The sequence below is a fragment of the Planctomycetaceae bacterium genome (assembly GCA_039680605.1).
GTDB lineage: Bacteria > Planctomycetota > Phycisphaerae > SM23-33 > SM23-33 > JAJFUU01.
The window spans coordinates 90,214-103,752 of the sequence record JBDKTA010000043.1 but is presented as its reverse complement, the minus strand read 5'-3'; the positions used below and the strand labels follow the sequence as shown (position 1 = coordinate 103,752).

The following is a 13,539-nucleotide window of genomic DNA, read 5'->3' as shown; positions in this document are numbered from 1 at the left end:
AAATGAGCACTGAGCAGACAACAAAGATCGTCCTCGATCACGCGACGCCCCAGTGGGTCGAGGGGTTGCCCATGGGCAATGGCGACATTGGCATGATGCTCTACGGCGGCCCCGAGCAACTGACGCTGGCGTTCAACAAGTCCGACGTGTGGGATTATCGCGTCGCGCCCGGGCAGGGGCTGCCGGAGGGGCTGACGTTCGATGAGATGGTGGCCATCGCCCAGCGGGAGGACTTTGAAAGCTACAACCGCATCTTCAAGAATTGGCTGGCGGCCGAGAACTGCTCGCGCCCGAGCATGATCTCTTGCGGGCAACTGGACCTGTCGCTGCTGGCCGGCGAGCGCGTGGTGCAGTTTTCGCAGGAGCTGGATCTGGCGACGGCCACAGCCCGCGTCAGCAGCGACAGCACGGAATATCGCGAGGGCAGGCAGAGCCTGAGCGTCGAGACGTTCGTACCGGCGCGGCAGGGCGTGATCCCGGTGACTATTGCCCTCTCGCCCGACGAGCGGAAGCTCTGGGGCAAGCTGCGCCTCTGGCGGCCGCAGAGCCTGGACTACGATCAGCCGACCGCCTGGCAGGCCGGCGACATCGCCGGATTGAACATGACCATCGCCAACAGCGTGACGTTCACCTTGGCCGTTCGCGTGCTGGGGGCTCGCGGCGGGTGGTCGCTCGCCGGCGACGAGGCGATCTTCGCCATCGATGTCTGCACCGGACCGGTTGTGCTGCTGGCGACGGTGGTCAGTTCGTTCGACGTGCCGGGGCAGTCCACGCGCGAAGCCGCGAGTGATCGATTGGCGAGTCACGATATTCGCTCGCCGGAGCGACTGGCCAAGACTCACCGCTCTTGGTGGGGCGATTTCTGGTCCCGATCGAACATCGCCCTGCCCGATGCCCGACTCGAGCGTCACTGGCGCGTCGGGCTGTACGTGCTCGGTTGCAGCAGCCGCCCCGGGCGCAAAGCGCCGGGCCTGCAGGGCATCTGGAACAAGTATAACCGTCCGACGTGGCACACCGACTACCACACGGACATGAACACCCAGATGATCTTCTGGCCGCTCTACGCGGCCAATCATCTGGAGCTGACCGAGCCGTACTACCGGCTCTTCGCCGTCGAGATGCGCGACGAAGCCCGCCGCGCGGCCAAAGAGTTCTTCCGCCGCCGCGGGCTGTACTATCCCATCGCCGCCGGCCCGCACGGGCACGAGCTGGCCGCCCCGTGGGCTTGGCCGGGCGCCGGGGCGTGGATCGCCCAGGGCTTCCGCTGGCACTGGCTGTACTCGCGGGACGAAGAGTTCCTCGCCCAGGCATACCCGTTCCTGAAGGAACTGAGCCTGTTCTACGAGGACCTGCTGCAGAAGGACGAGGCCGGCACGTACAATCTTTTTCCCAGCTATGCCCCGGAGATGCCCGACACGCGCGGGTATTTGATGATGGCCTGGGGCCGCAACCCCACCGGCGACCTGGCCTTCGTCCGCATCCTCTTCGAGGGGCTGGTCGAGGCCGCCGAGGTGCTGGGCGTCGACGAGGCGGACCGCCGGCGATGGATCGCGATCCTCGACCATCTGGCGCCCTGTCCGACCGACGCGCAGGGGCGACTGCTCGATCTCGAAGGCGACCGCTGGGCCGCGTGCAGGCCCATGCCCGTCACGATGGCTCCGCTGTACCCGGGCGGCCAGGTCGGTCTGGGCAGCAGCGACGCCCAGCGAGCGACGGCTGAGGAAATCTATCGGGCGGTTGTGACGCGGTTCAAGGGCGCCGGCCACCTGATGACCTGGTGCGCCGCCGCGGCGGCGCATCTGGGCCTGGGCGACGAGGCAGCGGCGCTGCTCACTGATTATCTCGATAGCACGGTGCTGGAGAACGGTCTGCACCTGCTGCGATCGGTGCCGCATTACCGCAGCGGCGACGTGACCTCCGGCGTCATGCAGATCGAGGCTACCACCGCCCTGGCCAACGCGGTCAATGAGATGCTGCTGCAAAGTCTCGATGGTGTGATTCGCGTATTTCCAGCCGTGCCTGCGAACTGGGGCGATGTGTCATTCGCCGCCCTTCGCGCAACCGGAGCGTTCCTGGTGTCGGCCCGGCGGTGCCAGGGGGCTACGCAGCGAGTCTGCATTGTCAGCGAGAAGGGCGGGCCATGCACGCTGGCCGATCCGTTCGGCACGGGTCGGGCCGTGCTGGTTTCCTGCGCCGGGGAGCATGGGCGAGACGCCCATGCCACAGGGGAAGAGCATGGGCGAGACGCCCATGCTACTCACGGGCGGGACGCCCGTGCCATGGTGCAGCTTGCTGCCGACGCGCGCGGGTGCTTCGTCTTCCCCACCCGGCCGGGCGCCAGCTATGAACTGACGCCCGGCCGGGACTGATACCTCGGGTGGCACAGCCTGGAAAGGCTGTGCCACCCTCCGTCCGATCCGCATTTCTACTTTAGCGACCAGCGCCGGTTCGTCGTTTTCGCAGGAGCAGCATCGCAGCCCCGCCCAGCAGCAGGCTCATGGTGGCAGGCTCGGGAATGATTCGGAGCATTTCGCTGCCCATAGCATCGCGGATCTGCTGAACGTAGTACGAGGGCATGGAATCGCCGTTTATGTAGTGGTGGATGCCCACCACGCCAGGCTGACCGTTCCAGACGACAAAGCTGGTGGCCCCGGAATCGCCATTGGCAGTCTGGGCCTCGTCGTCGCCCAGGCCGGGCGTGTCGTACGTCCACCACAGATGCTGGCTGCTGACGACGTTGATGACGTTGCGCCCCATCCGGATGTTGGTCTGCGTGCTCGAGAGATTGCTCCTGCCGATAATCTCCATCGCCATTCCCGCCAGGTCCACCGGGTCGCCGGGGACAAAGAGCGGGTAGGTCGCGACGGCCGAACTGGCCGGCGCTGTCAGTTTGCCCACCCAGACGTCGGAGGTTCCGATCTGAACCCCCGACGCCACCACGTGATCCTCGTACGGCCCGGCCGGATCGTTGGTGGCATAGAAGCGGATCGTGGAACCGGCGCCGGGATGGTAATGCACGGCGCTGAGGAAGTAGCTGGGCGAGATCATCGTCGCCCACGTCTCGCTGCCGACCAGGCGCCCCACCCCCGACCAGTCGTACGGGTCTCCCACGAATGCCTTGTCGACGCCGACATAGAAGCGGTCGTTGCGAGCGGCATTGTATCCCTGCACGAGCAGGGCCGCTGAAGCATCGGACAGAAGCACCCGGCCTATCAGTAGCACGATGACAGAAGACAGAACAAATTTAGAGTGGTTTCCCATGACAACGTCCCCCCTTTCCTAACCCCGTATAGGCGTGTCCGCAGGAGTGCCGCGGATGTAAGACGAATTCTAGCGACGACCTCGCTCCCACTTCACGCCCGCGGCGCAAAACGGTAAAAGTCTTATCAAATCATCCTCTTGACGCGCGGGGAGCCCAGTCGTATCGTCCGGGGTCGAAAATGTGTAAACTAAAGGAACCTTTTTAGGAGGCCGCCCACATGGCTCTCAAAGTTGGTGTCGTAGGACTGCGCGGAATCGGCTCGTCGCATACCGATTGCTACTCGAAGAACCCCCTGGCCAAGCTCGTGGCCGTCTGCGACGTGCATAAGGACCGCGCGGACGACCTGGCTGCCAAGTACAACGTCAAAAAGTACTACAGCCTCAAGGACATGCTGGCCAACGAGGATCTGGACATCGTCGACGTCAGCACCGGCGGGTACGAGAACGGAAGCTGGCACTATGAGCCGGCCATGGAAGCGATGGATGCCGGCAAGCACGTGCTGGTCGAAAAGCCCATCTCCAACGACATCGTCTGCGCGCGGGAGATGGTCGCCAAGGCGTACGAGAAGAACGTGTACCTCGGCTGCAACCTGAACCACTACTTCACGCCGACGGCCGAGAAGGCCCGCCAGCACATGACCGACGGTCACGTGGGCGAGTTGGTGTACTGCCTGCACAAGATGGGCTTCAACGGCGGCGAGGAGACGTACAACCCCAACCAGGGCTCGCGGTTCGGCGGGTTCAAGTACGCTCACCTCAAGGCGTTCCTGACGCATCCCTTCAGCGTGATGCGTTACTTCTGCGGCGACATCACGCACCTGCAGGCGTTCGTCGACAAGACGGGCCTGCGCCGCCACGCCGGCGACGCGATGCTGTCGATCGCGAGCATCCACTGCCGCTTCGAGAACGGCGCGGTAGGTTACCTGCTCAGCCAGCGCGGCGACGTGGCGTACGGCCTGGGCGGCTGGTGGAGCGTGGAAGTGGCAGGCACGCGCGGGACGTTCTGCATCGAGAACTGCATCGAGAAGATGACGTTCTGGCCGGCCCCGACGCCCACCGGCGGCAGCATGATGGGCCAGACCGCATCGAGCGAGGTCTTCGAATCCGGCACGAGCGATTTCGGCGCGACGTTCCCTAATCGCATTCACGCTTTCCTGGAAGACATCACCAACGGCGTCCCCAAGGAAAAGCTCCGCGCCAGCGGGCGCGACGCCCTGGCCGTTCTCGAATACACCTGGGCGACAATGGAGTCGTTTGAGCAGGGCGGCATCCTGGTGCGCCCGCACCCGCTGCCCATCCTCCGCGGCGACCCGGTGGCGATGAAGGATTGATCCGATTTCGGATTTGTGGATTTCGGATTGCGGATTACTTGCCCGGGCGTTTCCGGGTGGCATGGCGACACGCGTTGTTGTTTCTCGCGGGTCGCCATGTCTTTTATTGCGATGATGATGTGGAACTACGGCTCTTGTCGTGAGCCAAATCCGAAGTCTTTAAGGGCGTCCGATACTCGCTGAGCATTGGCCGGGGATGTCGCCGGTGGCTCGCGGGGCGCCGTGGAACGCCATGGCGTAGCCGCCGACAATAACGTACTCAACGCCGTGTGCGTTGAACAACGCGAGCAACTCTTTGAAGTCTGCCTGTATTTCCATAGGGGCCTGCTAATCCCGCAATTCACTTTCTCGGTTCGAACGTCCGGCGGTCGAGCACTTCGCCGGTTTCGTACGCCACGGCTTGCACGCTGCACTTGCCGTCTTTGATCTGGAAGATCACGTAGTTGTACTTGTTCCAGCCCGGGGCCATCGGGGCGCCGACGCCGCCGGTGATCAGCGTGTCTACCGCGTTGGCGTTGGGCGCGGGGATGTACTCGTACTTGCCCGTGCAGCCCAGAGAGGCGGTGGCCTTGTACTTGGCCAGCAGCGGCTGGACGGTCTCCTTGTCGTAGTTATGGCCGGCGATCCCGCGCCCGAAGGCGTTGGTCGTATACGCTGGATACGACGTGATGTCGAAGACGTACGGTTCCTTGGCGTCCTTGAGCACGTCCTCGACCCACTTGGCGGTCGCGGCGGCGTTGGCGGCAGCAGACCAGCCGTCCAGGCCGATGAACCGCACGGGTCCTGCCGTCCAGGTCCACTGCGCCCAGTTTCCATCGGCGCTGGGATGGTAAAGAAAATTGAGGAAGGCACTGGAGTAGAGGTCCCGGTAGGCGGGCACGCCGACCATCGGCACGTGGGCCAGCAAGTCGCCCCACGGGGCGAAGAGGCAGTCATCCCAGGCGAAGTCCCAGTACGACATCAGCACCAGTGATCCGGTGTGGACGATAAAATCCGGATCGACCTTTTCCAGGGCGGCCTTGGCCTTGAGCAGTCCGGCCACGCCCGAGCCGGTGGCGGTCTGACCGAGCACGACGAATCGCAGGGTCTTCTCGTCAGGGACGCGCACAGTCCACGGCCCGGCTTTGGAGGCGCCTGCCTCGATGGCATACGTGAACTTCCTGGTACCCTTGGGCAGAGGGATTCGCAGCTTGTGCAGAATCTCCCGCGGGCCGGTGTGCGTCGCCGCTGCTCCGGCCGGTTCGGTCGGCGTGACGGTGACTTTCATTTCGCAGGGGATCCACGTTCGGGCCGCCAGCGTGAAATACTCATCGCCCAGCGGTCCCAGCGCCGGACCGGATCGCAGGGCTGGGGCGTCGGGCGCGGTGGACTGGAGCCGAAAGGCCAGCGGGACTTTCTCGCTTGAACCGCAGTTGACCAGGGCGTTCCATCCCTGGCCGCTGAAGGTGATGACGTTGGGGCCTTTGACAAGCAGCGCCGGGTCGATCGCCCAGCGAAGCACCAGCATGTCGGGCAGTTGAGGCGGGACGTCTTTGCCGTTGAGCTGCACCTTGGCGTTGAGCAGCACCGGCGAGTTGCAGACGTACTTGGGCCCGATCGCGCGGTCGTTGACCGGGCACAGCCCGCCGCTGTCGCGCACCGTCGTCAGCCAGAGCATGCCGATTTTCGCCGGGTCATCGACGGTGATCTCGGCGCGGCCGAAGACCGACACACGGCCGGCGGAGGGCAGATCCGGCAAGGCATCGAGGGCGTAGGTCTTGCCCTCGTCGGAGCTGTACTTGAAGGTCGCCTTGACGGCGTTGAGCTGCGGGCCTTTGGCGTCGTCGGCGGCGGAGGCGGCAGTGGCCAGCAGCAGGATGGATGCACAGAGCGAATATCGCATCATGGGTTCAATCCTTTCAACAGGGTCTAACGCCTGTGTACAGCAAACGCCCCGGCATTGCAATGCCGGGGCGTTTGGAGGCGGATACGCTTTCACGGGTCGGTGGCACAGCCTTTCCAGGCTGTGCAGTCACAGGCTGGAAAGCCTGTGCCACCAAAACGCTACTGGACGCGTTTGATCTTCAGCTCGACCTTGGTCATATCGGTGCCCCAGTTGTTGTTTGGATCGATGACCAGGCGGATCAACTCGCCTTTCTTGCACTGGACGCTCTTGGCTTCAAAGGGCGCGCTGTCGGGGCCTTTGCCGTCGCCGATGGGTCCGCCCTTGGCGGCGATCGTGTCGGGAGCAGGGCTCTCGTTGCCCTTCCACTCCTTGGCCACCTCGACGCGCCAGGTAATGCCCGTCAACTGCGGTATCTTGGCGACCATCAGGTCCGTCAGCGTGCCAGTGACGTCGTAGGCGCCGTCGGCTGGGACGCGGAAGCTCACCGCCACACAGCAGTGGCTGTTCTTCTCGACGAACGGGTGCGCCAGCACCTGCTTGGCCTTGAGGTCGCCCCACCAGCCTTCGTTGCGGCCGTCCCAGTCGGTCATGAAGATCCAGCCTTCGGTGTCCTTGGGGTTTGGCGTGCTGCCGCCAATGGGACCGGTGACTTTCTTCTGGTGGCCGGGGCGGCTCTTGGGATCGAAGATGCCGTTTAGCCGCTGGTCAGCGGGCATGGTCTTGGTGGCCAGGCTCAGGCGGTGGAAGCTCTTGATGGCGTGGGCCAGTTCGAACCAGAACTGCCAGGTGTCGTCTTCGGTGTTGCCCTTGCCGTCGGGTCCGTCGCCTTTTTCGTTCTGGACGTATTCGGGCGTCAGTTCGGCCACGTCGCCGACGTTCATGGTCTTGACGTGGGCGGCGGTGACGGCCTTGGCCGCATTCTCGGCGACGACTTCTTCTTTGGACTTGGGTTTAGGCGGAGCGGGCAGGTCGACGGTCTTACCCGTCAGGGCCATGTAGACGACCTTGCCAATGATCTCGTGCCCGACCAGCGTGGGGTAGAGGTGGTCGCCGCCGATGGTGTCGTCGCGCCCCTGCAGGGGCGTGTTGGTGTCGATGATGGTGCAGCCGGTTTCCTCAGCGATCTTCTTCAGAGTCGGGATGAGTTCCTCCTGGAGGATCTTCTTGTCGATGCCGTACGGCGCCTCGGACGTTGGCGGCGGTGGCAGGACGATGTAGATCTTGCGATTCTCGCCCTTGTACATGCCGATGAGGCGCTTGTACAGGCCGACCCATTCACGTTTGCGGGCCCAGTTGCCGGGCTTGGCATCGTTGGCGCCAAAGGCCAGGATCGTGATGTCGCCGCGATACTCGGCGGCCTTGGCATGCTCGTAACGCACCCAAATGGAGCGGTATGTGTTGGTCAGCACGCTCAGCCCATTGGCGCCGAAAGTCTGCACTTCATATTCGTCGCCCAGGAGCTTGCCCAGCACGGCCGGCCAGGGAACTTCAGAGTTGGTCGCCAGGCTATCGCCGGCGACGGCCACCTTGGTCTTGGCGTTGGCCACGGTCGATCCGGCCAGCAACGCCACAGCCGCCACCACAGTCCACAACATTACACGTGCGCTCATGGGTGTCTCCTGTGATCAGTTTTATTCCCCAGAACATAACCGCCGGCCGGACTCGGGGTTTCGCCGCTGCACAAAAACTTGCCTGGGACGGTCAGGTGGTTACAATGACGCCCGATTGGACAAGGCTCGACACAGGAAGTCATGATGGCTGTCAGGATGACGCAGGCGCCGCCGGCGCCACAACACTACCGTCCACGTCGCAAGGTGCCCGTGGCTGCTGCGCTGACGGCGATCTTGTTGCTGCTGCTGACGCTGGGTCTGATCTGGGGGGCCGGCGGCTTTCGCAAGACGCGGGGCAAGATGGTCACCCTGATCGGATCGACCTCGGTCGAGCCCTTCGCGGAACTGCTGGCCGAGAACTTCGACCAGCGCCACGGCGATATCAGCGTCGAGGTTCAAGGCGGCGGCTCGACAGCCGGCATCCAGGCCCTGGCCAGCGGTCTGGCCGATATCGGCATGTGCTCGCGAAGCCTCAGCCGCCAGGAGCAACAGACGATGATGCCCATCGTCATCGCCCGCGACGGCCTGGCGGTGATCGTCAACGAGTCCAACCCCATCGACTCGCTGACCCAAGAACAGATTCGGAGCCTCTTTGCCGGCGACGTGACCAACTGGAAGCAACTGGGCGGGCCCGACCGCCCCGTTAACCTCATCATGCGCGAGGAAGGCTCGGGAACGCGAGAGGCCTTCATGCACCTGGTGATGCACGGCCGGGAGACCGCCCTGCGGGCGCTGGTGCAGGAGTCCAACGGGGCCGTCAAGGAACTCGTCCGGACGGACCCGGCCGCCGTGGGATACATGTCCCTGGGCCTGGTCGGTACGGAGGTCAAGTCGCTCAAGATCAACGGCGTCGAGGCGTCGGTGGAGAATGTGCGCAACGGTTCGTACACGCTGGTGCGGCCGTTCCTGTTCGTGGTGCATCGCGCCGTCGGGGCGGCGACGGCCTCGACTCAGGCGAACTCGCCGCTGGCGGGGGCGGCGGGGCTTACGCCCCAGGCTGGAACCTTCATTCAGTACGTTCTGAGCCCGCCGGGCCAGGCGGTGCTGGAAAGTCAGGGATTGGTGTCGGCTCAATGAGGCAGGACAAGATCATCCAGTGGATTCTCATGAGCGTGGCGCTGACGGCCATCGGGGCCTTGGCGCTCATCGCCGTCTTTATCTTCAAGGAAGGGCTGCCGCTGATCTTCCGCGTGGGGTTCAGCGACTTCTTCCTGTCCAGCCAGTGGCGTCCGGGGCAGGGACAGTTCGGGATCTTCCCGATGATCATCGGTTCGCTGGTGGTGACAGCCGGGGCGATGGTGATCGGGCTGATCTTCGGTCTGGGCTGCGCCATCGTGCTGACGGAGTTCGCCCCGCGTCGCCTGGCGACGTTCGTCAAGCCGGCGATTGAATTGCTGGCGGGCATTCCGTCGGTCGTGTACGGGTTCATGGGCGTGGTGATCCTGGTGCCGATCATCCGCCAGTACCTCGGCGGTCCGGGCCTGTCGGCGTTGGCGGCTTCGATCATCCTGGGCATCATGGTGCTTCCGACGGTCACGAGCATCTCGGTCGACGCCCTGCGGGCGGTTCCGCGAAGCTATCGCGAGGGCGCCATCGCTCTGGGCGCCACCCGCTGGCAGGCGACGCGCATGGTCGTGCTCAAGGCCGCCCGCTCGGGCCTGGTCACCGCGTTCATCCTGGGCATGGGTCGGGCCGTCGGCGAGACGATGGCCGTCATCATGGTCGCCGGCAACAGCCTGGCGTTGCCGACCAGCGTTCTGGATTCGGTGCGCACCCTGACGAGCAACATTGCCCTGGAGATGGGCTACGCCACCGGCGAGCACCGCCAGGCGCTGTTCGCCACCGGCGTGACGCTGTTCGTCATCATCATGGTCCTTAACTCGATCGCCTTGACTGTTTCGCGGCAGCGGGCGCGGAGGGTGCCCAAGGTATGACGCTCTCTCCAGCCCTGCGACAGAAGGCGGTGGTGACAGGCCTGTGGGCCCTGGCGGCTTTGACGGTCGCGGTGCTGCTGTTTATCGTGGTGTATGTGCTGGTCAAAGGCCTGCCGCACGTGACCTGGACCTTCCTGAGCGATCATCCGCGCGAGATGGGCAAGGCCGGCGGCATCGGCCCCATGATCGTCGGAACACTGGCGGTGACGGCGCTGGCCGTTCTGATCGCCGCGCCGGTGGGAGTTGTCACGGCCATCTTCCTGACCGAATACACGCGTGAGGGCAAGCTGACGGCCGTGATCCGTTTCGGGGCCGACTGCCTGGCGGGCATCCCGTCGATCATCTTCGGTCTGTTCGGGTTCGTGTTTTTTGCCATCACGCTGAAGATGGGCCTGTCGATTTTGGCGGGCGGGTTGACGCTGGCGATCATGGTGTTGCCGACGATCATCCGCACCAGCGAAGAAGCCATTCGCGCCGTGCCGGCGGCCTTTCGCGAGGTGAGCCTGGGCCTGGGGGGCACGCGCTGGCAGACGGTCACCAACGTCGTACTGCGGTCAGCTCTGCCGGGCATCTCGACGGGCATCGTGCTGTCAATCGGGCGCAGCATCAGCGAGACGGCGGCGTTGATCCTGACGGCAGGTTCGGCCCTGCGCATGCCGCAGTCGCTGATGGAAAGCTCGCGCACGCTGTCGGTGCATTTTTACATCCTGTCGCGCGAGGGCATCAGCATGGACAATGCCTACGCGACGGCGGCTATCCTGATAATATCGATCCTCCTGATCAATATCGCGGCGTACTGGCTGATGAGCCGGTTTATCGCCAAGGCTGCGTGAAAAGCGGAAGAATGGAATGGTGGAATACTGGAAGGATGGAAGGGTAGCTGGGTGCCGTGGCGCGCAGGGCCGCAGGCCCGGAGAGCCACGATCTGCCCCAGCCGGGCGTGGCTGTCTTGCCGATTATGAATGAGCAGACTCAAAATGTGTCTCAGGCCCCGGCGACCGGGCAGGGGCCCAAGGCCAAGATCGTCATCGACGACTTCAGCGTCCTGTACGGCGACCAGGCCGCCCTGCGCGGGGTGAGCCTGGAGATACTCGCCAACGAGCGCCTGGCGATCATCGGCCCGGCCCGAAGCGGCAAGACCACGCTGCTGCGGAGCCTCAACCGTCTCAACGACCTGGACGAGCGGGCCAGCCACTCCGGGCACATCCTGCTCGACGGGCAGGACATCTACGATCCCAAGATGGACGTGACCGCCCTGCGCCGCCGCCTGGGGATGGTCTACGCCACGCCCACGCCCCTGCCGTGGTCGATCTACGACAACATCGTCTACGGCCTGCGACTGGCGGGCGTGCGCTCGCGCGAGAAACTCGATGCCGCCGTCGAGAGCAGCCTGGCCAGCGCGTACATCTGGGACGAACTCAAAGACCGCCTGCAGGAGCCGGCGACGAATCTTTCCGGCGGACAGCAGCAGCGCGTGTGCCTGGCGCGCGTGCTGGCGCTGGAGCCCGAGGTGCTGCTGCTGGACGAACCGTGCTCGGGCCTGGACCCGATCTCGACGGCCCGGATCGAAGAGGCCCTTTACGAACTCAAGAGCCGCTACACGATCGTGCTGGTGACCAACAACACCAAGCAGGCCGCCCGCGCCAGCGACCGCACGGCGTTCTTCCTGATGGGCGAGCTGATCGAAGTCGGCCCCACGGCGAAGGTCTTCACCGCCCCGGACCACTCGCGGACGAACGATTACTTGACGGGAAACTTTGGATGAAGAACAAATTCGAAATTCGAATGTCGAAATCCGAAGCAAACTACAACAAACAACAAGAAGCAATAATGGAACCGACCGCTATCCGTCGCGAGTCTTATTGTTGTTTGCTTTTTGTCCTTTGTTTCGGATTTCGGATTTGCTGTTTCGGATTTGTTTCTGAGAGTGCTGATGGATAAGAAACTCGAGACAGTAAACCTGAATCTCTTCTACGGCCATTTCCATGCGCTGAAGAATGTGACGATGTCGGTGCCGCCTCGGGCGATCACGGCCATCATCGGCCCTTCGGGCTGCGGCAAGAGCACGCTGCTGCGATGCTTCAACCGGATGAACGATCTGATCCCGACAGCGCGGGTTGAGGGCGAGATTCTCCTGGACGGCGTGAACATTCACTCCGGCGGGACCAACCTGCCCCAGCTCCGCAAGCGCGTGGGCATGGTGTTCCAGCGGCCCAATCCGTTTCCGCTGTCGGTCTACGAGAACGTGGTCTTCGGTCCGCGGGTGCATGGCGGCAACGGGTCGGCGGCCATGCGCGACCTGGTGCAGGCCAGCCTCGAGGCCACCGCCCTGTGGGAGGACCTCAAGGACCGCCTGGACGAACCGGCGCTGCAGCTTTCGCCCGAGCAGCAGCAGCGCTTGTGCATCTCGCGGACGCTGGCGGTCGAGCCGGAGGTCATCCTGATGGACGAGCCCTGCTCGGCGCTGGACCCCATCGCCACCGACCACATCGAGGACCTCATGCGCCGCCTGGCGGAGCGGTATACCATCGTCATCGTTACGCACAATATGCAGCAGGCTGCCCGCGTCTCGAGCATGACGGCATTCATGCTCCTGGGCGAAATGATCGAGATGGGAAAGACGCCGGAGATTTTCACTGCGCCCAGCGACAACCGAACGGCCGATTACATTACCGGAAGATATGGATAGGCTTCGTGCTCGTCGTCGTCCTCGTCCTCGTCGTCGGTTTCTTCCCTGACGTTGGAAGCCGAGGACGACGACGAGGACGAGGACGATTCAGCGCCGCCGTGCGACGCTGCTGATGAGGGTTTTGTTGAATGGACACGCACAAGCGACAACTGGACCGCGAACTGAGCGACCTCAAGGGCAGCCTCATCGGCATGGCCGAACTGGCCGAGCAGGTCGTCGACCGGGCGGTGGAAGAACTGGCCAGCCGTAACAGGTCGCTGGCCGATGGGATCCCCCAGCAGGAGGAGAAGATCAACCGCCTGCAGATCGCCATCGACGACAAAGCCTTGACGCTGCTGGCGACCCGCCAACCGGTGGCCAACGACCTGCGGGCCATCGTCGCGGCCATGAAGATCAACGCCGAACTCGAACGCATCGGCGACCTGGCGGTGAACATCTCCACCAAGGTCGACTTCCTGCTGACGGTCCCGCCGCTCAAGCCGCTCATCGACATCCCGCGAATGGCCGACCTGGCCCGCGGCATGGTGCGCGACAGCGTCAAGGCCTTCCAGAGCGGCGACATCCTGCTGGCCCAGACCGTGCGCATGACCGACGACAAGGTCGACGACCTGCGCGACCAGGTCCTGCGAGAGCTGTTCACCTACATGATCGCCGACCCGCAGTCCATCGAGCGGGCGATGGCCCTGATGCTTATCGCCCAGACCCTCGAACGCGTCGGTGACCACGCCACCAACATCGCCGAAGACGTCATCTACATGGTCAAAGGCCAGGACGTCCGACACCCCCAGATCCCGAGGTGAGAAAGAGTTGGTCAGTGGTCCGCGCCGGG

At 64.0% G+C, this 13,539-nt stretch carries 12 protein-coding genes; 8 read left to right on the top strand and 4 right to left on the bottom strand.

Annotation, left to right across the window (positions count from 1 at the left end):
• Positions 1-2: 2 nt before the first annotated feature.
• Positions 3-2,369, top strand: coding sequence for a glycoside hydrolase N-terminal domain-containing protein (locus ABFD92_12705; protein MEN6505397.1), 2,367 nt, complete (start codon positions 3-5; stop codon positions 2,367-2,369).
• Positions 2,370-2,430: 61 nt separating this feature from the next.
• Here the strand turns inward: ABFD92_12705 and ABFD92_12700 are convergent, their stop codons facing one another.
• A complete protein-coding gene (locus tag ABFD92_12700) occupies positions 2,431-3,204 on the bottom strand; it encodes a PEP-CTERM sorting domain-containing protein (protein MEN6505396.1) in 774 nt (257 codons plus the stop codon).
• Between the two features lie 275 nt (positions 3,205-3,479).
• On the opposite strand from ABFD92_12700, the gene ABFD92_12695 reads away from it, so the two are divergent.
• Complete coding sequence (locus tag ABFD92_12695; GenBank protein MEN6505395.1) at positions 3,480-4,592, top strand: Gfo/Idh/MocA family oxidoreductase; 1,113 nt, start codon at positions 3,480-3,482, stop codon at positions 4,590-4,592.
• A 159-nt stretch (positions 4,593-4,751) separates the two neighbouring features.
• On the opposite strand, the gene ABFD92_12690 is transcribed toward ABFD92_12695, so the two are convergent.
• The 3 genes from ABFD92_12690 to ABFD92_12680 form a co-directional block, all read right to left on the bottom strand.
• Complete coding sequence (locus ABFD92_12690) at positions 4,752-4,910, bottom strand: hypothetical protein (protein MEN6505394.1); 159 nt, start codon at positions 4,908-4,910, stop codon at positions 4,752-4,754.
• A gap of 22 nt (positions 4,911-4,932) precedes the next feature.
• Positions 4,933-6,477 carry a hypothetical protein gene (locus ABFD92_12685; protein MEN6505393.1) on the bottom strand — a complete coding sequence of 515 codons (1,545 nt, stop codon included), beginning with the start codon at positions 6,475-6,477 and terminating at the stop codon, positions 4,933-4,935.
• A 158-nt stretch (positions 6,478-6,635) separates the two neighbouring features.
• Positions 6,636-8,087 (bottom strand): GDSL-type esterase/lipase family protein, encoded by a 1,452-nt coding sequence (locus ABFD92_12680; protein ID MEN6505392.1) that lies wholly within the window; start codon positions 8,085-8,087, stop codon positions 6,636-6,638.
• Positions 8,088-8,231: 144 nt separating this feature from the next.
• Here ABFD92_12680 and ABFD92_12675 point away from each other — a divergent pair, with 144 nt between their 5' ends.
• From ABFD92_12675 to phoU, 6 genes are all read left to right on the top strand, one after another.
• Positions 8,232-9,164 (top strand): phosphate ABC transporter substrate-binding protein, encoded by a 933-nt coding sequence (locus tag ABFD92_12675; GenBank protein ID MEN6505391.1) that lies wholly within the window; start codon positions 8,232-8,234, stop codon positions 9,162-9,164.
• A complete protein-coding gene (gene pstC / locus ABFD92_12670) occupies positions 9,161-10,021 on the top strand; it encodes a phosphate ABC transporter permease subunit PstC (protein MEN6505390.1) in 861 nt (286 codons plus the stop codon). The genes ABFD92_12675 and pstC overlap by 4 nt, the downstream gene beginning before the upstream one ends.
• The gene (gene pstA / locus ABFD92_12665) at positions 10,018-10,854 is read left to right on the top strand and encodes a phosphate ABC transporter permease PstA (protein ID MEN6505389.1); all 837 of its coding nucleotides are present in this window, start codon (positions 10,018-10,020) and stop codon (positions 10,852-10,854) included. Before pstC ends, pstA begins: the two co-directional genes overlap by 4 nt.
• A 188-nt stretch (positions 10,855-11,042) precedes the next feature.
• Positions 11,043-11,786: a phosphate ABC transporter ATP-binding protein gene (locus tag ABFD92_12660; protein MEN6505388.1), complete on the top strand. Its 744-nt coding sequence runs from the start codon at positions 11,043-11,045 to the stop codon at positions 11,784-11,786.
• 168 nt (positions 11,787-11,954) lie between these two features.
• A complete protein-coding gene (pstB, locus tag ABFD92_12655) occupies positions 11,955-12,710 on the top strand; it encodes a phosphate ABC transporter ATP-binding protein PstB (protein MEN6505387.1) in 756 nt (251 codons plus the stop codon).
• A gap of 128 nt (positions 12,711-12,838) precedes the next feature.
• A complete protein-coding gene (gene phoU / locus ABFD92_12650; GenBank protein ID MEN6505386.1) occupies positions 12,839-13,510 on the top strand; it encodes a phosphate signaling complex protein PhoU in 672 nt (223 codons plus the stop codon).
• Positions 13,511-13,539 lie beyond the last annotated feature (29 nt).

Bases quoted from the DNA above. Each gene is read 5' to 3' on its own strand.
- ABFD92_12705 (MEN6505397.1), top strand. From the start codon at position 3: ATGAGCACTGAGCAGACAACAAAGATCGTCCTCGATCACGCGACGCCC.
- ABFD92_12695 (MEN6505395.1), top strand. From the start codon at position 3,480: ATGGCTCTCAAAGTTGGTGTCGTAGGACTGCGCGGAATCGGCTCGTCG.
- ABFD92_12690 (MEN6505394.1), bottom strand. From the start codon at position 4,910: ATGGAAATACAGGCAGACTTCAAAGAGTTGCTCGCGTTGTTCAACGCA.
- ABFD92_12685 (MEN6505393.1), bottom strand. From the start codon at position 6,477: ATGATGCGATATTCGCTCTGTGCATCCATCCTGCTGCTGGCCACTGCC.
- ABFD92_12680 (MEN6505392.1), bottom strand. From the start codon at position 8,087: ATGAGCGCACGTGTAATGTTGTGGACTGTGGTGGCGGCTGTGGCGTTG.
- ABFD92_12675 (MEN6505391.1), top strand. From the start codon at position 8,232: ATGGCTGTCAGGATGACGCAGGCGCCGCCGGCGCCACAACACTACCGT.
- pstC (MEN6505390.1), top strand. From the start codon at position 9,161: ATGAGGCAGGACAAGATCATCCAGTGGATTCTCATGAGCGTGGCGCTG.
- pstA (MEN6505389.1), top strand. From the start codon at position 10,018: ATGACGCTCTCTCCAGCCCTGCGACAGAAGGCGGTGGTGACAGGCCTG.
- pstB (MEN6505387.1), top strand. From the start codon at position 11,955: ATGGATAAGAAACTCGAGACAGTAAACCTGAATCTCTTCTACGGCCAT.
- phoU (MEN6505386.1), top strand. From the start codon at position 12,839: ATGGACACGCACAAGCGACAACTGGACCGCGAACTGAGCGACCTCAAG.